This window comes from Maridesulfovibrio salexigens DSM 2638 (assembly GCF_000023445.1).
Taxonomy (GTDB): domain Bacteria; phylum Desulfobacterota; class Desulfovibrionia; order Desulfovibrionales; family Desulfovibrionaceae; genus Maridesulfovibrio; species Maridesulfovibrio salexigens.
In genome coordinates this window covers 3,776,059-3,798,424 of the sequence record NC_012881.1, presented here as the reverse complement: position 1 = coordinate 3,798,424, position 22,366 = coordinate 3,776,059, and the positions used below count along the sequence as shown (strand labels likewise).

Genomic DNA, 22,366 nt, shown 5'->3' with positions numbered 1-22,366 from the left:
CGGATATGCTTTTGTGTCAGCCTATGTAGTTAGCGGGGTGAGGGCGGCTTTGCCTTAAGCTGGAAATTCTCTTATATTATCGCCTCTGAAATGATAACAAAAAAGGATTACAGATAATGAAAATGAAATTTCGTCCTTTTACAGCCCTGTTACTGGTCCTTATGTTGTTGGTAGGAGTTTGCACAGCTCTCTTCCATATGGGCTTCTTTGATGCTTTTTTTGCTGAAAAAGTGGAAGTAACCCGGCAGCAGGAAGGGGAAGGTCCTGTTGTGCGCCGGGAGGTAACAAAGATGGTTTTACCTCTTGATTCCGAGAAGTCCACTGCGCCTGATGTAGCAGAAGAGTTGAATGAAGCTGATATCAGTGGAAAGGAATCTTCTGTTGCTCAGCCGTCTCCTGTGGTGGAGAAGAAAGCGGAAGCTGTCTCCGTTGCTGAAAAGCCTGTTGAAAAGACTAAGGCTCCAGAACCTAAGGTCGCTGAATCAAAGGTTGCGGAACAGAAAAAAGTGACCAAAAAGGTATCTAAGTCTTCTGTTTCTAAAAGGATAGTCTCAAAAGTGAGCTTTGCTTGTGAATCTTCCAAAGCTTCTGTCGATGTTGCTCTTTCTGCTGCTCCCGGAAAAGTCAGCTGGTTTAATCTTGCAAAACCGCGCCGTCTGGTTCTTGATCTTCACGGTAAATGGCAGAATAAGGCTAAATCGCTTTACCGCTTGAAAGACTGCCCGGTTCAGAAGATTATACTTGGCGAACATCCGGATAAAATTCGTGTAGTTGTTTACCTTGATGAGAAAGCTGCTCCCGCGAAAATAAAACCGGTAGTGCGTAAGCACGATAAAGGGCTGTCATTTGATTTAGGATTTTAATTATATTTTTTGATTTGTGATATTCACTCAACTTTATAGCCAGGCGATAATTTGTGCTTGAAAGAAGGGACTCCTTCTTCATGGGGTAAAGGCGTAATCTCGAGAATTTCAGCGGGAAGATCGACTTTGCTACAAAAAACATCAAATGCAAAAAATAAAAAGTTCATCCGTGAATAATAACGCTTATCAAGAAAGAAAGCGTACAAATCACGTATGGCTGTCTTTTTGTCGCTCCCCTTTTCGATCCTTTTTTTTATAAATGGGATTACAAATTCAGGCTCAGGGTCGGCCATAGCTTGTACGAATGGTTCGCAGTCAATGGATGAAAATTGATTGTCCGGTTCAAAATGTAGAAACTCTTCTGCAAGCTCCTGCAGGTCGTACCCTTTACTTTCTGACATTCTTTCGCCTCTCTCTGATCAATGCTCAATTAGTATCTTGTTGAAAAACTAACGGTGATGATTTGGCATAAACTTTGTGTCACATCATGGTTTTACATAAGAGAAACCCTTGTTTTGCAACTCTACTATCTCAACAATCCCGGCAGGGACAACGACGCACTCCGGGCATAGTTGCTCGGGATCGATATTGAAATGATGAAGCGCATTGTTGCAAACTTTTATCGCGGCGCCGAGTTGCGATATCTCGCGGAGTTGCTCGGTGTATTCACCTGATTTTACCATGAGTTTTGCGCCCGGGCCATTGACCACTAAGGCAACCGAGGTCTTGTTTTTGTCAAAAAAAGTCATGTAATTTTTTATGTTACTGAACGCTATCTCCAGAGCTTGGGGATCGTGGTCAAAGTGAAATACTACATTATAGTTCATGATATCTCCTCATCTGGGGCACATTTCTTAAAGTTAAACTGGATTTTGATAAAACAACTCTTGCAGTTCGGGGTATTGCTCCTTGAGTTCATCCAGCTTGCGATCATGGAAACGCATGCGGATTAATCCGCGTCGAATGAGATACAACCCAAAACCCACTAATACCGCATTACCTGCCAAGGTGATCCCCAACAAAATCGGATCGGCGTGTAAATCCAACTTTTCCATCATGGCTACAAGAAAAGATAGGATGGATAAAGGGATTAGACTGATGGCGGCACCTGTCCGCAGCGTGGTCATGGCTGTACGTTTTTCTGCCAGCAGCAACATTGTTCTTTGAAAAACAGCAGGCGGGATTGAATTTGGGGCTTCTTTACTCATTTATGACATGTACACCATCCACCTGAAGCTGTGAAGAAGGGGGCGGTCACTCTGTGGATCTCTTCGCGTTTTTAAATAGCATGCACGAGAAAGCTTTTAAGAGTGCCGAACAAAGAGCTCACAACCTTTTGGTTGTCTTTTTTTGCGTAACATAAACGTAACAGCCGAGTCATTGCTCTGTAACCCGTGCCGGATAGTTAGTTTGTGTCAGCTGATGCTGACTGACCACTATTTGGTGAGTATCAAGTAAGATCAGGGATCGGTTGAGCCTGATCCTATTTTATTTTTATATAATTATGGAGACAATGTAATGGGGCAAGCTGTTAAGATCGCTTCTAAAAATTTGGATTTTTATTATGGGGACTTCAAGGCTCTTGAGGATATCTCCATGGATTTTGAGGAAAACAGGGTTACCGCGCTTATTGGACCTTCCGGTTGCGGTAAGAGTACTTTTCTGCGCTGCCTGAACAGGATGAACGACCTTATTCCCGGAACCCGTGTTGACGGTGACCTGACTCTGGATGAGGAAAATATTTATGCTCAGGGGCTTGATGTGGTTACCCTGAGAAGGCGCGTGGGCATGGTCTTTCAGAAGCCAAACCCTTTTCCTAAATCCATATTTGAAAATGTTGCTTACGGCCTGCGTGTGAACGGCATTCAGGACAAGGAATTTATTGCTCACAAAGTGGAAGACAGTCTCAAAGGCGGAGCGCTCTGGGATGAAGTTAAGGACCGCTTGCATTCCTCTGCTCTCGGACTTTCCGGTGGGCAGCAGCAGCGTCTTTGTATTGCCCGTGCTCTGGCTGTTGAGCCTGAAGTTCTGCTTATGGATGAGCCTGCCTCTGCTTTAGATCCCATCGCAACCCAGAAGATCGAAGACCTGATTCACGAGCTCAAAAAGAATTTCACCATCATCATTGTTACTCATTCCATGCAGCAGGCTGCGCGAGTTTCCGATCAGACCGCATTTTTTTATATGGGCCGTCTTATTGAAACAGGCAAAACTGAAACCATGTTTACGAAGCCAAAGAATAAACAGACTGAAGATTATATCACCGGTCGTTTTGGTTAAGTCGATTTTGAATTATAGTTGAGGTCCGGTTAATGGGCTGCTGAGGAGTGTTTTTTTATGGAGCAACGTGCTCATTTTATAAAAAAAATGGATGATTTGAAGGTTCAGGTTTTGAGGATGTCGAGCATGGCGGAGACAGCCATGCATAATTCCGTAAAGGCTTTGGCTGAGTGCAATGCCGAGCTTGCTGAAGATGTCATTATGAATGACATCAAGATTAATGAACTTGAATGTGAGCTTGATGAACATAACTTGAGCCTACTGGCTCTGGATCAGCCTATGGCGAGAGATCTACGCTTTATTGTCGGAGCCATGCGCATTAGCAGCAACCTTGAGCGAATCGGCGATCAGGCTGTGAACCTTGCCCATCGAGCTGTGTTTTTGAGTACCCGTCCGCCGCTGCCTTTCAATCAGCAGCTCGATCAGATCTGCACAGTGGCATCAGATATGGTCAGCAAAGCGGTCAAGGCTTTTGCAGATGAGGATCATGAGCTTGCGGCTCAGGTCTGCGGCATGGATAACGAAGCAGATGCCCTGAATGTCAGAATCCTTAAAGGACTAATTGAGAATATGGTTTCCGAGACAAGGATTGTTGAGCGAGGAGTGCATCTGATTATGGCTGCCAGTCATCTTGAACGTATTGCAGATCAGGCAACAAACATTGCCGAGTCAGTAATTTTCATTACCAAGGGTGTAAACATCAAGCACCAATGTAAGGGCTAGGCAGTAGCCTTTATTTTCTGGATAGGAAAATTAACTAAAAGAGTCGGATTTCTCCGGCTCTTTTTTTGTTTTAAGCTTTGAATGCAAACGATTTCAGGTCCTGGGGGCTATTGAATTAGGTTTACATATGTCCTTTTTTAGGATAGAAGCAGTTCTCTTAATCTCAGTAGGGTTTAATCCCCGCTGGGAATTGTCCCTTAACGGGCATTAGGGATTGAAGTGTGGCCCCTCGGGTCAACGGACAATCTGGGCATCGGCTGCCTCGGAACGCGTGAGCAGGTTGAATCCAATGCGCTTCTCCCATAATATATATGCCAAAATTTTGTCCGAGGACATCGTTGTTGGAGGTAACCCATGGAAAACAATGAAAACATGAACGCCGAAATGGAAATGGACTTTGAGGCTGCCCTTGAAGACTATCTTAACGCCGATTTCGGAAATCTGGACGAAGGAAGCATCGTTTCCGGTGAAGTAGTTAAAGTAGACAAGGACTTCGTTCTTATCGACGTTAACTTCAAGTCCGAAGGCCAGATTGCAGTATCTGAATTTTTGGATGCAGACGGCAACATGACTGTTGCTGTTGGTGATAAAGTAGACGTTTTTGTTGCTAACAAAAACGAAAACGAAGGCACCATCCACCTTTCCCGCGACAAAGCCAAACGCATGCAGCTCTTCGATAAACTCGAAGAAGTGCAGGAAAAAGAAGGCGTTGTCGAAGGCAGAATCATTCGCCGCATCAAAGGTGGTTACACCGTTGATCTCGGTGGCGTTGAAGCATTCCTGCCCGGTTCTCACGTCGATCTGCGCCCCGTTCCCGATATGGACGCTCTCGTGGATCAGACCTACGAATTCAAAATCCTCAAAATCAACCGTCGTCGCAGCAACGTTATCGTTTCCCGCCGTGTTCTTCTCGAAGAACAGCGCAACGAAATGCGTTCCCAGCTGCTTGAAACTCTTGAAGAAGAGCAGACCGTTAAAGGTAAAGTCAAGAACATCACCGAATACGGTGTATTCATTGACCTCGGCGGTCTCGACGGACTTCTGCATATCACAGACATGTCCTGGAAGCGCATCAAGCATCCTAAGGAAATGGTCGCACTCGGTGATGAGCTTGAACTGAAAGTTCTGAACTTCGACAAAGAAGGCCAGAAAGTTTCTCTCGGTCTCAAACAGCTCGTTCCCGATCCGTGGGAAGATATCTCCGGCAAATACCCCGAAGGTGCTAAGTACACCGGTAAGGTTACCAACCTCGCTGACTACGGTGCATTCGTTGAGTTGGAAGCTGGCGTTGAAGGTCTGGTTCACATTTCTGAAATGTCCTGGACCCGCAAGCTGCGTCACCCCTCCCAGATGGTACGCGTTGGCGACGAAGTCGACGTAGTTGTTCTGGGTGTTGACCCCGACAAGAAGCGCATCTCCCTCGGTATGAAACAGGTTAAGCCGAACCCCTGGGATGTTGTTGCTGAGAAATTCCCCGAAGGTACTATCCTTGAAGGCCAGATCAAGAACATCACCGAATTCGGTGTGTTCATCGGCATCGAAGACGGCATTGACGGCCTGATTCACGTTTCCGATATCTCCTGGACCCGCAAGGTTCGCCATCCTTCAGAAGTATACGCTGTGGGTGACTCCGTACAGGCTAAAGTCCTCACTGTTGATAAAGAAAACGAGAAGTTCACCCTCGGTGTTAAACAGCTTTCCGAAGACCCCTGGTCTCAGGTACCCACTAAGTACCCCGTTGGCTGCACCCTTGAAGGTCTCGTTACCAACATCACCGACTTCGGCCTCTTCGTAGAAGTTGAAGAAGGTATTGAAGGTCTCGTTCACGTTTCTGAAATCTCCCACAAGAAGATCAAGAATCCCTCCGAGATGTTCAAAGAAGGCGTTACCATTCAGGCTAAAGTCATCCACGTATCTGCTGATGAGCGTCGTCTCGGCCTCTCCATCAAGCAGCTCAAGGAAGACACTGAAAAACGTCAGCCCAAAGAATTCCGTTCCGGTCCTGCCGACAGCGGTAACACTCTGGGCGAACTGCTGAAGCAGAAACTTGCTGACGCAGCTGATGCAGCTGCAGCAGAGACTGAGGATGAAGAATCCTAAGAAAGGTTTCTCTGTCAGACATCCGTTTCTATTCGGTTTCAGTCTGCTATTAATGGCTGTGGCTCTCCTATGGGGAGCCGCAGCCTTTTTTCATGGAAAAGTGGACTTGTTCAGTGCCGGGAAGATCGGGGTGGTCAATGTACAGGGAACCATAACCAATTCATTGCCTACGGTAAAATTTCTGCGTGATCTGCGCCGGGATGATTCTGTGAAGGGTGTTCTGCTGCGGGTTAATTCACCGGGCGGTACTATTGCTCCTTCTCAGGAACTCTACCATGCCGTTAAACGGCTTGCCGAGGTTAAACCCATTGTTGCCTCATTCGGCACAGTTGCGGCTTCCGGCGGGTACTACGCTGCGGCTCCGGCGACCAAGATTATGGCCAGTTCCGGTTCCATAACCGGTTCCATCGGAGTTAAGGCCGAATACGCCAATTTCCACCAGCTTATGGAGAAGATCGGAGTCAAACCGGTCATTATCACAAGCGGTAAGATGAAGGCTGCCGGTTCCCCTTTTACAGAGCTGACCCCGGAACAGCGAGAATACCTGACCGCGTTGATTATGGATATGCATAATCAGTTTGTGGATGATGTCGCTTCTGCGCGCAAGCTGGACCGTGAACAGGTTGAAAAGATTGCTGACGGACGAGCCATCACCGGACGTGAAGCCAAAGAGCTCGGGTTAGTTGATCGCATCGGCGGTTTTGAAGATTCTGTGACAGTTCTCAAGGCTCTTTGCAACATTGAAGGTGATGTAAAGGTCATAGAAGGTCCGGAAGAGGAAAAGCCGTTGCTTAAGGAAATTCTGGGGTATTTGGGAATTGTCCCTGAAGGTTCCGCTACCGGAGACGGGCTGATCTTTTCATATTAATTAAGCAGGGCAGCAGATTTATGAAGTGCACTTTTCTGGGCGTGGGCTCCGCATTTGACGCAAAGCAGACCAATGTTTCCGTTTTAGTGAATGCTGAAGGACGAAACTTCCTGCTCGATTGCGGTTTCAATGCCGGACATAAGTGTATACGTGAGCTCCAAGACCCATCCTTGCTTGATGCGGTCTGGATTTCTCATTTTCATGGTGATCATTTTTTCGGGCTGCCCTTTATCTTCGGCTCTTGTCTTACGGCTGGGCGTTCAAAGGAAATCCACATTTGCGGACCGCAGGGGATTGAGGGTAAGGTTGTTCAGATCATAGACCTCGCCTATCCCACCATGCGGGCAAAGCTTGGGTTTGATGTTGTCTTCCATGAGTGCTGTCCGGGAGAAGAGGGCAGTGTTGCGGGATTCAATTTGCGAACCTGCGCTATGGATCATTCTGAGTCCGCTCAGGGATTACGTTTAGAGTGTGCCGGAAAAACCGTCTTTTATAGTGGAGACGGAAGTCTGACTGAAGATTGCCTGAGTGTTGGACGAAATGTTGATCTTGGAATACTTGAATCTTATGGGTTGGACGAGTCTGTCAAAGGTCATTCCAGTGTTGCTGAATGTATTGAGTTTGCACATTCTGCAGAAATGGGAAAAGTAGCCCTTGTGCACTTGGAGCCTTTTGTGCGAACCTATTGTAGTGTACAGATTACGGAAATGTTCGCACAGGTTGATGAGTTTGAAATGTATTTGCCTAAAGAAGGGTGTTGTGTCGATCTTTGCTGAGTTCGACATTATTATTGCATCGCAGTGAGGCTAAAGTGGCAACTAAATATGATAAGATAGTGCGCGAATTTTATGAAGAACAGGCTGGTTTTACTGTTCTGCTTAGTGATGAACCTTCGTTCTACAAACTGTTGCGCGGCACCCTGCATAAAATTTTGGCTATCCGCCGGGATTGTCTGGCTTATTATCAGGAACAGGCTCCGTGTTTATCTGAGATCAAGGATAAGATCGGTGCTAAACAGCCAGTACTTGTTTTTGTAGAAAGGCTGGTCAGGGGTAAACCTACTGCTGATTTTATTTTGAACATCCGCAGGTTGTTTCCTGAAATTAAGGTAGTGGTCCTAACTGATGAAACCAGTCAGGAAGAGCTTATTTTCCTCCATGAACTCGGAGCAAACAACATTATCACCAAGCCAGTTTCCGTGGACAGTCTGGTCCAGAAACTGGCCTTTACGATTCAGCCGCAGGGTAAGCTTGCTCAATTGGTCGAAGCCGGGAAGACCTTTCTGCGCAAAGGTGAACTGGACAAGGTTTTAGTGGTCAGTGCAAAGATCCTTGAGATCAAGCCTGACAGTCCTGCTGCTTTGATGTTGCAGGGGGATGCCCAGTCCGGCATGGGGCAGCGTGAAGAGGCTCTGAAATCATATTTGCAGGCCCATGAGCAGTCCAAGGTATTCATGGAGCCGATCAAGAAATTGGCCGAGTTCTATAAGGGTAATGACAACGATCAGTACCTGCATTATTTGAAGAAGCTTGATTCCATCAGTCCTCTTAATACAGAACGTAAGTGCGAGATCGGACGCGTCCATCTTGAGCGCGAGGAGCTTGAGGAGGCTGAAGTATATTTTGATGATGCTGTTAAGTGTGCAGTAAAGGAAGCTCATAATTATCTGTCGCAGGTAATGAGCGGAATTGCGGAATCTCTTTTTGAGGTTGCCCCGGATAAAGCCGAAAAATATTATTCCAAGCTGTTGAAAGTTAAGTCTTCAAGTTTGAGTGCAGACGATTTGGAAACATACAACAAGCTCGGCATTGCCCTTCGTAAGCAGGGAAAATGGCAGCAGGCAGTGGAAAACTATCAGTCTGCGCTTAAAGTTGCTCCGAATGAGCCGGGGCTGTTTTATAATATCGGTTTGGCCTACAGCGATGGTAAAGAGTATGCCAAGTGTGCAAAGTATTTTAAACGTGCGGTGCGCTCGGATGGAATGATCCATAAAAGTGCAGTGTCCGTAGCTCGAAACATTGCCGGAATTTTTCTCAAGGTCGGCATGAATGACGAAGCCCGTGTTGTCCTTGGGGAGGCTCTCACCGAATTCCCGGACGATGACAAGTTGAAGACTCTACTTAAAAAGAGCGAACCGCCGCAGGGTTAGTCTGACTCTTCAGTTACTATCAGGAAAGTTCATGTATTTTTTAATCTCACTTGTCTTTGGGTTTCTTATCTTTATGATTCTTTATGGTCGCTATATGAATGTTAGCGGAAATATAGGTCAACGAAGAATTCAAATTGATAATTTACGTGATGAAGTTGAGTTCAAGGTCGGCAGGTTAAAAAAGGGCACAACCCAGATTAACCGGGAAATTGCTGATGCCACCAGAAATCTTGATGATCTGAAGAGCAGTTTGAATGATGCAAGGAGCAAAAAATGATTTTGATGTTGGGTATATGCGCAGCGATTATGCTCTCTGCACTGGTCATAAACCGGATGATTACCAGCTGGCATAAAGATACAATTAAAGCTTTCAAGGCTGAGGAAGCTAGTTTGCGCAGTCGTCACGAAAGGGCTATGGCCGAGCAGAAGAAAGCTTTGATAAAGTTACGAAGGGTCAAGAATCAGATAACCACCTATGAGAATATGGTTGGGGATGCCCACATGAAAGGCGGCGAACAGAATTTAAATGGATAAAAGTTAAGAGCCCTATCTTCCAAGAAGATAGGGCTCTTTTTTATTAAGCAAAACTGATGTCATCTGAATTGACATCGTCTCCACTGGCTATCTGGGCTATCATGGTTTGCCCTCCAACTTGGTCTCCGTTGGAGTCATACCAGAGTTTGTTGTTGTCATCGAAGATAAAGTAGGCGTCGTCAGTCCCTTTGTCGGCTTCTCCGTCATAACTGCCTGAAAAAGTATAAAATTCAGCGGAACTGTCTAGATCGGAATCACCGAAATAGAAATAGTCCTCTCCGGATTTGAAGTCGTTGATGGTATCACCACCTTCTGAAAGTGAAGTGTAGGCCAGTTCAGTGGCTTTACCGTTTACAAGATTTATCGTGTCCGCTCCTCCACCGCCTTGAATGGTAGAAGCGCCCACTGAACTTGCTGTGATCGTGTCCGAGTAGCTGGAGCCGATGACACCTTCAATGTTCGTGAAAGAATCGTCCGAGCCTCCGGAAGCTGTACATGTGATTCCGTCTGCGTTGTCGGCAAGGTCAATTGTTACGCCGGTTGAAATACTAGGGCTCTCAAAACTGATAAAGTCCGTACCTCCTCCGCCGTCCATGCTGTCGGTGCCGCTGTTTCCGCAAAAAGTTTGGTCTATATCGCCGGTTCCGCCAATGAATGTGTCACCCGCCATTGATCCGAAAAATTCATCTATGTCTGTGAATGTGTCTCTTTCAAAGACTGTTTCTACAGTACGTTCCGCTTGTCCGTCTCCGTCTGCGTTGACAGTAATTGTTACTCCGGCTTCAAAGTCGCTATAGTCAAGTGTGTCATGCCCGCCGCCGCCATCGAATACATCAGCACCTTTTCCACCAAGGAATGTTTCGTTATTGGAACAACCGTTAAACGTATCAACATAATCGGTACCTACGAATGATTCCACATTGGTAAATTTGTCGGTTTCGGTTGTGGCGTTTGAGCTATTCAGGTGAGTGGCGGTTCCATAACCTGTGCTGCATGCATTCACAACTACACCTGTGGCACCGGTAAGACCGATAAAAGATATTGTGTCTGTTCCGGTTCCGCCGTCAAAAGTATCGTTTCCATCTTTACCGGTGAAGGTGTCGTTGCCTTTACCACCGAAAAAGATGTCTACGGCTGTGCCGTGGCCGGTAAAAATATCTTCGCCGTCAGAGCCTATAAAAGTGTCGAAATCATAAAAATGATCGTAGGTGGAGTCGTGAAAAGCTTTGCCTAGCTGCATGTCGATTGTGACTTGGCTGGCCCCAGCGTATGAAAGAGTATCCAAACCCATGTCTGTACCGGCAGCTGTGCCGCCATATAGATTGTTCTGTCCCAATCCACCGTTTATGATGTCGTTTCCTGCTCCGCCGTAGATGGTGTCATTACCTTCTCCACCGGATAATACATCAGCTCCATCCAGGCCTTTAATCACGTCAGCACCGTCATTTCCGTCAAAGGTGTCGGCGTAAGCACTACCATTAAATGTGTCGTCGTGGGTTGAGCCTTTTATTTTTTCAACTTCACTGAAAGTGTCGGAAATATATGTATCAGCGCTGTTGGCTACACCAGAGCCGTTGCCATTCATATCTATCGTAACAGAGGTGTCCGAATTACTATAAGTCAGGCTGTCTATTCCGCTGCCGCCATTGATGACGTTGGTTCCTTTTCCAGCCTTTATGGAATCATCTCCTGACCCGCCGTCAATGTTGTCGTCACCTGATCCTCCGATAATTGAGTCATTACCATCCTCGCCTTTGAGGATATTACTTGCTCCTTTACCGTCGATTAAGTCATTGCCTTTACCGCCGAGGATGGTGTTGTTTACAGATTCGTCGCCCCGCAATTTGTCATTGCCGGAAGAACCGATAATGTTTTCAATGCTACTAATGTTTATTTCGTTCACCCTGCTGGAATCGGATGATTTTGTGGAGTCATGAATTTCTGCTAAGCCATCAGATAAATCCATATTAACGTAGAATTTGCTATCCAAAGTCTCAAACTGTATCCAATCCTTGCCGTCTCCGCCTTCCACGCTTTCCGCACCGGACGATTCGTACTCTTCGTTCAATCCCGGAGCGAACCTGTTTACGCCATCATCCCCGGTCAGAGTGTCCTTATGGGCGGTCCCGATCACACCTTCGATATTGACCAGCACATCCTGTGTGTTGTCATCGTCATCTGTTATAACAATGACTTCGCCAGCATCATTTTTGTTGCTGAGATCTACGTTTACTCCATGCTCCAGCCCGTCAAATGATGCGAAATCTGTTTCATGCGCTTCTCCGGAACCGCCATCAAGGTAGTTATTTCCTGCTCCGCCGTTGAGCATGTCTTCGCCCGCACCGCCGAACATGGAGTCATTTCCGGTTCCGCCGAAAAGTTCATCATCCCCGGCTTCCCCGTAGAGGGTGTCGTTGCCGCCTTCACCATAAATAGTGTCTTGGGAAGAGCTACCGGTAATCGTTTCATTCGCAGCAGTTCCTTTGATCAGCCCGCTGCCGTGTTTGTCGTGTTCATTGGTCTCTGATCCTGAATCGTCTGAGTCATCAGTATCATTCTCGCTTTCATTTTGTTCTTCATCACCAGTTTCTTCTTCAGATGTTACTGGGACTTGCTTTTCATTTTCGTCTTGAATTTCGCCTTTATCTTGAGAATTTTCAGGTTCTTCTCCCTTTCCCTTTTCTTCTTCACCTTGGTCCTTTGATCTTTTTTCTTCGTCTTTTATTTCAGGTTTATCGTTAGGTTCGGGCTTTTTACCTAATTTGTCAGGCTCAAATCTTTTTTGGTCGGAAAGACCTTTTTCTTCATTCTCAAAGACACCTTTGTTGGCGTGCAAAGCTCCACCCTCTTCTCCGGTGTCTTCTCCGGGAGTCCCTCCTCCGGGATCAACATCGCCGGGAAGTTCATCTTTGGTGCCGTCCTGCTGTTCATCCTGTTGTTCGTTTTTCTGCTCGTCGTTGGGATCGTTCTGCTGTTCTTCCTCTTCGCGCTGCTTCTGGATTTCCTGTTCCTGACGGATGTTGGAGGGCGCAAGGTCGCGGAAGGAGGTCAATTCCTGCATGGTTATAGGACGTATGGGGTTGAATAAACCTGTTTTACTGATATCCAGCATCTGCCCGGTTCGAAGCTGCTGGACTTGTCCGGTTGCTTTACTCTGCAGGAGCATGGCTTTACCGGCATGGAGCTGCTCAACACCGTGCTTTTCGCCGTCACCGGTAACTTCGCTGAGAATAATGGTGCCGCGGATACCAATGGTTGCCAGAGGTGAACCTAGCTTGAAACGGTCCGGGTTCTGTTCGGCAATTTTGCCTGTAACTGTACGGAAGGTACCTTCGGCTATGTCACCCAGAAAACTGGATTCCCCGCCATCGGGATCATAAACGTAGTCATCGAGGGCAATGCGGGAGTTGGCACCTTGTGAAATCAGGGTGTCGTCAACAAAACGCACCTCAACATTACCGTTTCCTCCGGTGACCAATTCTTCGCCCTGATAGATAGGGCTTCCCGGTTCAAGGGTACGTGTTCCGGAAGCGGTTTGAGCGTATGCTTCACCGGATACACCGGTGACAACTCCGATTTCATTAGGATTGTTTTGTTCAACAGGCATTGTGCTCTTTGTTGTTTATGTATTTTTGTGAAAAAAAAATTGTCTTAGATAAAGGTAAACCAAGAATTTATATTTTTAAAATAAAAATACAAAGCGGGCAAGTGATATCGGGAGTAATCGTTTGTTGCAGATCAGGGGGGCACTAAGGTGTTTCGGCGCTGAATTTAGAAGTTGTATTCTAGCTGTCATATAGTGTACACTTAACTTTGCAGAACTAATATATATTCCTCGTACAGTCCGGAGAAATGCATGGGTGTTTTTGAAAAAAGCAAGGGAATAGGAAGAAGGAGTCCTGTCTGGTTAAGGGTTGCCGTCCCTACGGTGGCTTCTTTATTGCTTTTTATCATTGTTATCTTTGCCATTCATATGCCTGCGGTCCGTGATGCCCTGCTTGCCCAGCGTAAAGAATCCTTAAAGCATATGACTCAGGTTGCCGTCGGGGTTCTTGATCAACTTCGTGATCAAGAGCTTAAAGGCCTTATCTCTTCCGGGGAGGCACGCAGAAAAGGTGCCGAAATGATCGGGATGATGCGCTTCGGACCGGATAATAAGGATTACTTCTGGATTAATGATTTAAATGCCAAAATGATAATGCATCCGTATATGCCGGAGTTGGATGGCCGGGATATGTCGAAGTTTGCCGACTTTAAGGGCAAGTTGCTTATTCTTGATATGATCAACGCTACGGAAAAAGATGGTTCCGCGTTCGTTGACTATTATTGGCAATGGCAGGATCAGCCCAATAAGGTAGTCCCTAAAGTTTCCTATGTGCAGAGGTTTCATCCATGGAAGTGGATAGTGGGAACCGGGCTGTATCTCGATGATCTTGAGTCCGAGGCTGCCGCCCGGAATCGTGAATTGATCATGATGACTATGGGGATTCTGGGACTTATTTCACTTCTTTCTTTTTACACCATCATTCAAAGCAGAAGAGCCGGGAAAGATATTCAGGAAAGCGAAGCCCTTTTTAAGGGTATTTTCAACCATAGCCAGCAGTTTATGGGAGTGCTCAGTCCTGAAGGAGTTCTGTTGCTTGCAAATCAGGCTTCATTGGATTTTATTGGTAGCGAAAATGACAGGGTTATCGGGCATTATTTTTGGGAAACCCCGTGGTGGGAAGATTCTCTGGCAGCACAGCGGGAACTCAAGGAGTTAATTCAGGTTGCTTCGTTTGGTGGTGTGGGCAAGGGGATTTTTAAGCATGAAGGGCTCGATGGGCAGTTTATTTATGTCGATTTTTCCGCAAAACCGGTAGTCGATGATAATGGAAAAGTTTTATTCCTGATCGTAGAGGGCCACAATGTCACAGAGCTTAAGGAAGCTCAGGAACAGATTGCACTTAGTGAAGCCATGTTCAGAGGGGTGTTTAGCCAGTCTCTTCAGTTCATGGGTGTAGTTGATCTGGATGGAACTCTCAGGGAAGTGAACAAGGCAGCTCTTGATATAAGAGAAGTTGATGTCGAGGATGTACTGGAACGTCCTTTCTGGGAAGGCCCATGGTGGCAGGATCCGCCTTCATTGCGGGATGATTTAAAAGAAGACATTAAAAATGCCGCGAACGGACATATTATACGTAGGGAAGTGAAGACAAACCTTCCTGATGGCGGTTCCCGGTATGTTGATTTCTCCCTGAAGCCTGCCTTTGATGCCGAGGGGAAAATGCTCTTTCTGCTTGCTGAGGGCAGGGATATTTCTGAGTTGCGTTCTGTTCAGGATCAGTTGAGTACGTTAAACCGTGATCTTGAACAGAAGGTTGAGGAGCGTACAGCCGAGTTGCGCAGTTCTGTGGAACGTCTCGAAAGTGCCCAGAATCAGCTTATTCAGTCTGAAAAAATGGCCGCTCTGGGCGACCTTGTGGCCGGAGTTGCTCATGAAATTAACACTCCGGTTGGCATTAGCGTGACCAGTATCAGCTTTATGGAAGAGAAGCTGAAGGAGATATCAAAGAAACTTGATTCAGGGCAGTTGCGTAAGTCTGATTTTGATAAGTTTATATCTGTCGCCAGCGAAGCTACGCAGTCCAGCATGCTTAATCTGCATAGGGCCGCAGAATTGATCGGTACTTTCAAGCAGGTGGCAGCGGATCAGGCTTCCGGTCAGAAAAGGATGATTAATTTCCGTGAATATATTGATGAAATTCTGCTTAGCCTGCGTTCCAAGTACAAGCGGACTCAACATAAGATCAATATACATTGTGCCGATGATTTGATTCTGAACACTTATCCCGGCGCTTTTATGCAGATTTTTTCCAACCTTATCATAAACACTCTGATTCATGGATTTGAGGGGGTTGAGGCTGGAAATATAGATATCGGAGTAGAGGTTTCCGATGACGGTATTGTTATCCGTTACACTGACGATGGACGGGGAATGAGTCAGGCCAATGTTAATAAGATTTTTGAACCATTTTTCACCACAAAGCGTGGAGCTGGTGGAACAGGATTGGGTATGAGCATCGTTTATAATCTGGTCAACACTAGGCTTGGCGGAACTATCAACTGTTCCAGTGTTGAAGGTCAGGGTACTGCTTTTACTATTGTCCTGCCCAAGGATACTATTGTTGAAGACTGATTTTATTGATTTACGATCGCTTGACTGAATGATATTAAATCCTATCTTTCATATACCGCATCGCTTTCGATGCGGTATTTTTCTATCAAGATAAAAACACAGGAGATTTTAATATGACCAGTCAGATCAAGACTTTTTTCCTGCTCGCCGCGCTTACGGCTATCGTTCTCTTTCTCGGAGGATTGATGGGGGGACGGACCGGGCTTGTCATTGCCTTTGTATTTGCCATGTTCATGAACGTGGGCAGTTACTGGTATTCCGATAAAATCGTTCTTTCCATGTATAAAGCCCGTCAGCTTTCTCCTAACGATGCACCTCAGGTGCACGCTATGGTTGAAGAGCTGGCTGCTAATGCCGGAATTCCCACTCCGCGTCTTTACGTGGTGGATCAGGATGCCCCTAACGCATTCGCGACCGGCCGTAACCCTGAGAATGCCGTAGTAGCAGTGACCAGCGGGATCATGCGTATCTTGACTCCTGAGGAACTGCGCGGTGTTATTGCACATGAGATTGGGCATATCGCCAACCGCGATATCCTGATTCAGTCTGTTGCCGCTGTTCTGGCCGGGGTGATTATGATGGTAGCCAACATGATGCAGTGGGCTGCAATTTTCGGTTTCGGCGGAGATGACGAGGAAGGCGGAACCAACCCTTTTGCTGCCATTCTTGTGGCAATCCTCGCACCCCTGGCAGCATCTCTGATTCAGATGGCAATCTCCCGTTCCCGTGAGTATCTTGCTGATTCCACCGGAGCGCAGATTTCAAATGATCCCAAGGCATTGGCTTCCGCTCTTTACAAGCTGGATGCAAATGCACGTAACATTCCCATGGATGCAAACCCGGCAACTGAAAACATGTTCATCGTCAACCCCTTCAGCGGCGGAAACATGGCTAAATGGTTCAGCACACATCCTTCTACCGAGGATCGCATTGCCAGACTTATGTCCATGGCTGGAAGATAATTAATATGAATCGCGCGTTAAAAAGTATCATACTTGCATTGCTCGCTGTCGTTATGACACAGCCGGCCCTTGCTGCTCGGGATGATTCCTTGCGCGTGACACCTGTTGTTCGGGCGGTGCAGAAAACTGCTCCGGCGGTTGTGAATATCAGTGTTACCCGCATTGTGGAACGTGGAGTTTCTCCGTTCGGTGAGATGTTCGGGGGGCAGGGCTTTGAGCTGTTCTTTGACAATTTACCGACCCAGAAACGCAGATACCGTTCACAGTCCACCGGGTCCGGGGTGATTATCAATGGTCGCCGCGGGTTGGTGCTGACTAATGCCCATGTGCTGTCCGGCGGAAGTGATATCAAGGTCAGAATGATCAACGGTGAGGAGTATACTGCCGAGATTGTCGGCTCTGATGCAGATTTTGATATTGCAGTACTTAAAATAAAAGGTGCGGGCAATTTGCCGCAGGTTGCTATGGGTGACTCATCGGATATTTATATCGGTGAGACTGTCATCGCCATCGGTAATCCCTTTGGTTACACCCACACGGTTACTACCGGAGTGGTTTCCGCGCTTAAGCGTACTGTTAAGTCAAAAGAGGGTGCCTATACGGATTTCATCCAGACCGATGCAGCTATTAACCCCGGTAACAGCGGTGGTCCGCTGCTTAATATCATGGGTGATCTGATCGGTATCAACACAGCTATTCAGGCCCGGGCCGAGGGGATCGGTTTTGCCATTCCCATCAACCGTGCCAAACGGGTGGTTAAGGAACTGCTCGAATCCGGCAAGGTTTCTCCGGTCTGGCTGGGGCTGAGCGGTCAGGATCTTGATCAGGGTTCGGCAAGCTATTTCGGAATGTCACGTGTTTACGGAATGCTGGTCACCGATGTTCATAAGGATACCCCGGCTGCCTACGCGGGCTTAAAACCCGGTGATATTATCCTGAAGATGAACGGTATTGAGGTTGAAGATAAGGCCGGATACCTCGCTTTACTCCGGGTGCAGACCCGCAGTGAGGATGTTGATCTTGAAGTGCTCCACGATGGCAAGGTGCGAAACATTGTGGTCCGTCCGCAATCCTTAGAATCGCAGCAGGTCCGGTCTCAGGCATGGTCCCGTTGGGGCATGGTTGTGGATAAGGATTCACGCGGGCGAGGCATGCTGGTCAGCAAGGTGCGCACAAACAGTGCTGCAGCAAGGCTCGGCCTGCAACCCGGTGACAAGATTCATCAGATCGGTAACCATCGGGTGGATTCGCAAAAGGATTTCCTTGATTCCTTCCTGCGCTACCGGATGAACAATAAAGTTATGCTCAAGGTACAGCGCGGACGTAATTTTTATTACGTTAAATTAAATAGCTAGAGCAGTTTTGAATATAAAATTAAAGGCGGGCATTCCAAAGTGGATTGCCCGCCTTTTTTCTACCTATACTCTTTAATTACGGAGTAAATCGGTCCGTCCGGTGTAAGCACGCTTTTGTAGAGTGTGAATCCGTTTACTTCCGTTTCCGGTAACTTAATACTGTTTATCTTTTCTGCCAGTACGGTCCAATCGTCCTCGGCAATTTTCTTTACCCGCCCCAGAGTGAGATGGGCATGGCAGGATTTGCGGTTTTCCTTAAAGTCCAGCTTTGCCATTTCTGATTCAATTGTTGCCGCCGTTGAGCAGAATTCCTTGGCTCCCTGTTCAAGCCCGATCCAGATTACATGCGGCTTTTCTAGTGCCGGAAAGAATCCGGCTCCAGCTGTTGAAATTTTAAAGTTTACAACGGGGATATTTTTCAGTACTTCCTGCACCTCGGCAAGTTTGGACTCCTCTATAGGACCGAGAAATTTCAGGGTGAAATGCATATTCTCAGGCTTAACCCATGCGATTTTTGATTCCAGCCCTTCGCGCAGGCTGCCGTAAGCTTCTCCGATTATTTCTTTCCATTCTTCTGGTACGGGGTGTGCAATAAATGTGCGTATCTTTTTCATATTATCCCAACCTGTTAAGGTGTTTATGAACCGGGTGTGGAAAAAGTGAAGAAGAATTTCAACATTCCGAACATTATATCATCATTATTACTGTTGGCATTGGAGTTGTTTACGTAGGTCAGGTCCGGGACAATTGAAAAATTGTCGGTTAACTTGATCTGATAGTAAGTCTCGTAATGGAACTCCATGTCCTTGTTGTCCGTATGTTTGTTGCCTTGTACACCACCTGCGGCAACACCCCAGACATCCTGCTCCCTTCCGGGTATCGGGCCTTGCCAGTGGGTACCGGTCGACCATGTCCAGCTGATGTCATTTATTGCGCTGTTGCCTTGTCCAGCTGATGTCATTTATTGCGCTGTTGCCTTTTCCAAGCCTTGCGAATATTCCGAAATTTTCGGTGATGTCCTGATCCATGTTAAAGGCGATACCCCAGTTGGTTGATTCTTCACTTCCGTCAATGCGCGGCTGGTCATATGTGTTAGTCCAGCCGAAGACGCGGTAGTTACCCTTCAGTTTACCAAAGCTGGGGGAATATGTCAGCTGTCCTCCGATGAGCGGGCTGTCGGCGATGTCTTCAAAGTCTCCTTTACGTTGATCTCCCGGCCTTCCTGCATAAGTTGAGGCCTGAGCCAGCATTGTGAATTTGAATTGCTCTTCCGGGTTGAAACCGACAGCAACGATTGGCAGGTTGGTATCAATTCCGTCAAAGATAGGTTCGTTGTTGAACATGGAGTTAACAAACTGGATTCGTCCGTTTCCGGCAAAGCGGTTTTCATCCATAAAGGATTCCGGGTCGGTCCAGCCTAGGGATACAAACATTTTTTTGTCTGCAAAGTGCTGGGTGTAAAGCACATCTGAAATAGAAGCCTGTCCGCCGGGGCTGGTCCGTGATGCCTGAGAGTTCAGGGGGGAAAGAACCATTCCGCGGCTGGAAGGGTTACTGTGCTTGTCTGAAACACCGCCCTGAAATTGAAAGAAGAATTTTCCGTCCTCAATTGGCTCCCAGTGCAGCCTCAGCCGGGCTTTAAATGCTCCGTATTCGTTGCCGTCCTGAGTTTCCCCGTCAATGTTGCTGTCCCCGTATGCCTGAATATAGCCGAGCACGTCCCCTTCAATAGTCAGGGGGCCGGTAGTCTTCTGCACTTCATCCCAGGATTGCTGGAAATCCTTCAGCAATTCAGATTGGCGTTCTTCTGCCTGTCCATGCAGGTTCAGTGATTTGCGCAGGGAGTCGCGGCAGATTCCATTTGTCGCACAGCAGAAAACAAAGAGGAGAAGCAGGGCCAGCGTCTTTTTCATGGGGATTAACTCTCTTTAAGAAATTGGTGCAGCTTTTCCAGTACGGTTTGCAGGCTTTGATCTTTTACACTTTTGCGGTCACCGTTGAAGATATATTTTTCAGCATAGGTTTTCCCATTTACATGCCAGCCCATCCAGACCGTGCCCACGGGTTTATCCGGGGTACCGCCTGTTGGTCCGGCAATTCCGGAAAGTGATATGCCTACATCCACGTTAAGCGTTTTGCAGACACCTTCCGCCATGGCCCGGACAACCGGTTCACTGACCGCTCCGTGATCGATTATCTCCTGCTCAGGGACATGCAGCTGAGACATCTTCACTTCATTGGAGTATGCAACCACAGCGCCGGAGAACCATGCGGAACTGCCGGAGAAGTCGGTCAGGGTTGCGGCGACAAGACCTCCGGTGCAGGACTCTGCGGTGGACATGGTCCAGCCTTTTTCAACGAGAATTTTTCCGATAGATGGTACAATGTTTTCAATCATGCAGGTACGGTATACCGATTCAGGCAATATTTAAAGGGGCAGTTGCGGCATATTGTTTAGTGCAGGGTGAAATGATACTCTTCCGTCATGGCTCTTAAGAATATCAGCGGTCTTATCTGGAAAAGACACCAGAATCATTGGAACTGGATTATGATGCTCGGTTCCCTGTGCGTGTTGCTTATGGCTTTGTGGACAAAATCTGTTTTTCTGGGTTTGGCTTTTATTGCCGGGGTCGGGGCAGCCATGATGGAATTGCCAGAGCCTGCGCCGCCCTTTGCTGTAATTGATAAAGTTCTTGAGCATGAACGCAATTGGCTGGAATCTCCTTGGAGCTGGAAAAAAGGTTTGCAGGGTTTCGGCATGTCCGCCAGCGTGGTATATGTTTTTTTTGCTTGCTGGTTTGAGAGTCTCATGGCTTTGCTGCTTCTGATTGGAATTTATGCCAATATCGCCTGTGTTTATGGAAATAAGCGCATGGGAATCGATGATTTGTAGGTATTTTATGTAAATTGATGCAAGAATACCCTTTATTAGTGCGCTTAGATTCGCTACTAGCATTGCAGTGGCTTGAGACTAGCCTTTTTATATAGATGATATCAGGAGAATGAAATGCTCGATTTGAAATTTGTACAGAACAATCTGGATGTAGTTCGCGAAAGCCTCGAAAAAAGAGGTTCTAAACTTGATGTTAATGAATTCAGCGATTTGGATTCCCGCCGTAAGTCCCTGCTGCAGGAAGTGGAATCCCTCAAGGCCGAGCGTAACTCCACCTCTGGCGAGATTGCAAAGATAAAGAGAGAAGGGGGCGATGCTTCCGAGATCATCGCTCGCATGGGTGAAGTCTCAGGCAAAATCAAGGCCCTTGATGAAGACCTTAAAGATATTGAAGCCGCAGAGCGCGAATGGCTCAGCTCCGTTCCCAACATGCCTGACGAGTCCGTGCCTTTCGGTAAAACCGAGGACGATAACCCGGTGATCCGTCATTGGGGCGAGAAGCCTGAGTTTGATTTCACTCCCCGTGAGCACTGGGATCTGGCCGTTGAACTTGGCGGTGTTGATTTTGAACGTGCAGCCAAACTTACCGGAGCGCGTTTTGTAGTGCTTAAGAAATGGGGTGCACGTCTGGAACGCGCACTGACTTCTTTCATGGTCGATGTTCAGACTATGGACCACGGTTACACCGAAGTTATTCCCCCGTACATCGTTAACCGCGATTCCCTGTTTGGTACCGGTCAGCTGCCTAAGTTTGAAGAGGACCTTTTCAAGCTGAAGAACTGGGAATACTACATGATCCCCACTGCGGAAGTTCCGTTGACCAACCTGCACCGTGATGAAGTGCTTAGTGAAGATGATCTTTCCATTGCCTACTGCGCACCGACTCCCTGCTTCCGTTCCGAAGCCGGTTCTTACGGTAAGGACACCAAAGGCCTTATCCGTCAGCATCAGTTCCACAAAGTAGAGATGGTTCGCTTTGCACACCCGGACAAAAGTTTCGAAGATCTCGAAAAGATGACCGGACATGCTGAGGAAATCCTCAAGCGTCTCGGCCTGCACTACCGGGTTATTACCCTGTGTACCGGTGACATGGGTTTTGGTTCCGCTAAAACTTACGACATTGAAGTATGGCTGCCCGGACAGGATAAATACCGTGAGATTTCTTCCTGCTCCAACTGCGTGGACTTTCAGGCTCGCCGTGCCAACATTAAGTTTCAGCCCAAAGACAGCAAAAAGAAACAGTTCGTACACACATTGAACGGTTCTGGTCTTGCTGTAGGTCGTACTTTTGTTGCTGTAGTTGAAAACTACCAGCAGAAAGACGGCTCCATTGTGATTCCCGAAGCACTGCGTCCTTACATGGGCGGATTGGAAGTAATTACCGCTGAGTAATCACAGATAGAAATGAAATAGAAAAGGGCAGTCCGGTGACGGACTGCCCTTTTTTTGTCTAAGCGGGGT

The 22,366-nt window shown here is 47.2% G+C and carries 22 protein-coding genes; 14 read left to right on the top strand and 8 right to left on the bottom strand.

Annotated features, from left to right (window positions below):
- Nucleotides 1-116: 116 nt before the first annotated feature.
- Nucleotides 117-863 carry an AMIN domain-containing protein gene (locus tag DESAL_RS17335; protein WP_015853261.1) on the top strand — a complete coding sequence of 249 codons (747 nt, stop codon included), beginning with the start codon at nt 117-119 and terminating at the stop codon, nt 861-863.
- 23 nt (nt 864-886) lie between these two features.
- Here the strand turns inward: DESAL_RS17335 and DESAL_RS17330 are convergent, their stop codons facing one another.
- From DESAL_RS17330 to DESAL_RS17320, 3 genes are all read right to left on the bottom strand, one after another.
- Nucleotides 887-1,264: a hypothetical protein gene (locus DESAL_RS17330; protein ID WP_015853260.1), complete on the bottom strand. Its 378-nt coding sequence runs from the start codon at nt 1,262-1,264 to the stop codon at nt 887-889.
- 84 nt (nt 1,265-1,348) lie between these two features.
- Nucleotides 1,349-1,690 carry a DsrE family protein gene (locus DESAL_RS17325; protein WP_015853259.1) on the bottom strand — a complete coding sequence of 114 codons (342 nt, stop codon included), beginning with the start codon at nt 1,688-1,690 and terminating at the stop codon, nt 1,349-1,351.
- 33 nt (nt 1,691-1,723) lie between these two features.
- Nucleotides 1,724-2,071, bottom strand: a complete 348-nt coding sequence (locus DESAL_RS17320) for a hypothetical protein (RefSeq protein ID WP_015853258.1) — start codon at nt 2,069-2,071, stop codon at nt 1,724-1,726.
- A gap of 310 nt (nt 2,072-2,381) precedes the next feature.
- Here DESAL_RS17320 and pstB point away from each other — a divergent pair, with 310 nt between their 5' ends.
- From pstB to DESAL_RS17280, 8 genes are all read left to right on the top strand, one after another.
- On the top strand, nt 2,382-3,143 hold the full coding sequence (gene pstB, locus DESAL_RS17315) for a phosphate ABC transporter ATP-binding protein PstB (RefSeq protein ID WP_015853257.1): 762 nt from the start codon (nt 2,382-2,384) through the stop codon (nt 3,141-3,143).
- Nucleotides 3,144-3,200: 57 nt separating this feature from the next.
- Nucleotides 3,201-3,866, top strand: coding sequence for a phosphate signaling complex protein PhoU (gene phoU / locus DESAL_RS17310; RefSeq protein ID WP_015853256.1), 666 nt, complete (start codon nt 3,201-3,203; stop codon nt 3,864-3,866).
- 354 nt (nt 3,867-4,220) lie between these two features.
- Complete coding sequence (locus DESAL_RS17305; protein ID WP_015853255.1) at nt 4,221-5,966, top strand: 30S ribosomal protein S1; 1,746 nt, start codon at nt 4,221-4,223, stop codon at nt 5,964-5,966.
- Complete coding sequence (gene sppA, locus DESAL_RS17300; RefSeq protein WP_015853254.1) at nt 5,953-6,834, top strand: signal peptide peptidase SppA; 882 nt, start codon at nt 5,953-5,955, stop codon at nt 6,832-6,834. The genes DESAL_RS17305 and sppA overlap by 14 nt, the downstream gene beginning before the upstream one ends.
- Before the next feature lie 20 nt (nt 6,835-6,854).
- Nucleotides 6,855-7,610, top strand: coding sequence for an MBL fold metallo-hydrolase (locus tag DESAL_RS17295; RefSeq protein ID WP_015853253.1), 756 nt, complete (start codon nt 6,855-6,857; stop codon nt 7,608-7,610).
- A gap of 35 nt (nt 7,611-7,645) precedes the next feature.
- A complete protein-coding gene (locus DESAL_RS17290; RefSeq protein WP_015853252.1) occupies nt 7,646-8,983 on the top strand; it encodes a tetratricopeptide repeat protein in 1,338 nt (445 codons plus the stop codon).
- A 31-nt stretch (nt 8,984-9,014) separates the two neighbouring features.
- A complete protein-coding gene (locus DESAL_RS17285) occupies nt 9,015-9,260 on the top strand; it encodes a hypothetical protein (protein WP_015853251.1) in 246 nt (81 codons plus the stop codon).
- Nucleotides 9,257-9,517 carry a hypothetical protein gene (locus DESAL_RS17280; RefSeq protein WP_015853250.1) on the top strand — a complete coding sequence of 87 codons (261 nt, stop codon included), beginning with the start codon at nt 9,257-9,259 and terminating at the stop codon, nt 9,515-9,517. Before DESAL_RS17285 ends, DESAL_RS17280 begins: the two co-directional genes overlap by 4 nt.
- 43 nt (nt 9,518-9,560) lie before the next feature.
- Here DESAL_RS17280 and DESAL_RS20625 read toward each other — a convergent pair whose 3' ends face one another.
- Nucleotides 9,561-13,124, bottom strand: coding sequence for a FecR domain-containing protein (locus tag DESAL_RS20625; protein ID WP_015853249.1), 3,564 nt, complete (start codon nt 13,122-13,124; stop codon nt 9,561-9,563).
- 249 nt (nt 13,125-13,373) lie between these two features.
- Here DESAL_RS20625 and DESAL_RS17270 point away from each other — a divergent pair, with 249 nt between their 5' ends.
- The 3 genes from DESAL_RS17270 to DESAL_RS17260 all read left to right on the top strand — a co-directional run bounded on the left by DESAL_RS17270 (nt 13,374) and on the right by DESAL_RS17260 (nt 18,012).
- Nucleotides 13,374-15,695, top strand: coding sequence for a cache domain-containing protein (locus DESAL_RS17270; RefSeq protein WP_015853248.1), 2,322 nt, complete (start codon nt 13,374-13,376; stop codon nt 15,693-15,695).
- 113 nt (nt 15,696-15,808) lie between these two features.
- Complete coding sequence (gene htpX, locus DESAL_RS17265) at nt 15,809-16,657, top strand: zinc metalloprotease HtpX (RefSeq protein WP_015853247.1); 849 nt, start codon at nt 15,809-15,811, stop codon at nt 16,655-16,657.
- A gap of 5 nt (nt 16,658-16,662) precedes the next feature.
- Entirely contained in the window at nt 16,663-18,012 is a 1,350-nt protein-coding gene (locus DESAL_RS17260; protein WP_015853246.1) for a trypsin-like peptidase domain-containing protein, read from the top strand.
- 59 nt (nt 18,013-18,071) lie between these two features.
- On the opposite strand, the gene thpR is transcribed toward DESAL_RS17260, so the two are convergent.
- The 4 genes from thpR to DESAL_RS17240 are packed head-to-tail and all read right to left on the bottom strand — an operon-like array spanning nt 18,072 to nt 20,410.
- Nucleotides 18,072-18,626, bottom strand: coding sequence for an RNA 2',3'-cyclic phosphodiesterase (gene thpR, locus DESAL_RS17255; RefSeq protein ID WP_015853245.1), 555 nt, complete (start codon nt 18,624-18,626; stop codon nt 18,072-18,074).
- Between the two features lie 23 nt (nt 18,627-18,649).
- A complete protein-coding gene (locus tag DESAL_RS17250) occupies nt 18,650-18,973 on the bottom strand; it encodes a carbohydrate porin (RefSeq protein WP_041721994.1) in 324 nt (107 codons plus the stop codon).
- Nucleotides 18,936-19,925, bottom strand: a complete 990-nt coding sequence (locus tag DESAL_RS17245; RefSeq protein ID WP_041721992.1) for a carbohydrate porin — start codon at nt 19,923-19,925, stop codon at nt 18,936-18,938. The genes DESAL_RS17250 and DESAL_RS17245 overlap by 38 nt, the downstream gene beginning before the upstream one ends.
- Before the next feature lie 5 nt (nt 19,926-19,930).
- Nucleotides 19,931-20,410 (bottom strand): CinA family protein, encoded by a 480-nt coding sequence (locus tag DESAL_RS17240; protein WP_015853244.1) that lies wholly within the window; start codon nt 20,408-20,410, stop codon nt 19,931-19,933.
- Nucleotides 20,411-20,497: 87 nt separating this feature from the next.
- Between DESAL_RS17240 and DESAL_RS17235 the strand changes: the two genes are divergently transcribed.
- Both DESAL_RS17235 and serS read left to right on the top strand, forming a co-directional pair.
- Complete coding sequence (locus DESAL_RS17235) at nt 20,498-20,905, top strand: hypothetical protein (protein ID WP_049760034.1); 408 nt, start codon at nt 20,498-20,500, stop codon at nt 20,903-20,905.
- Nucleotides 20,906-21,019: 114 nt separating this feature from the next.
- On the top strand, nt 21,020-22,297 hold the full coding sequence (gene serS, locus DESAL_RS17230; RefSeq protein WP_015853242.1) for a serine--tRNA ligase: 1,278 nt from the start codon (nt 21,020-21,022) through the stop codon (nt 22,295-22,297).
- The last annotated feature ends 69 nt before the right edge of the window (nt 22,298-22,366 follow it).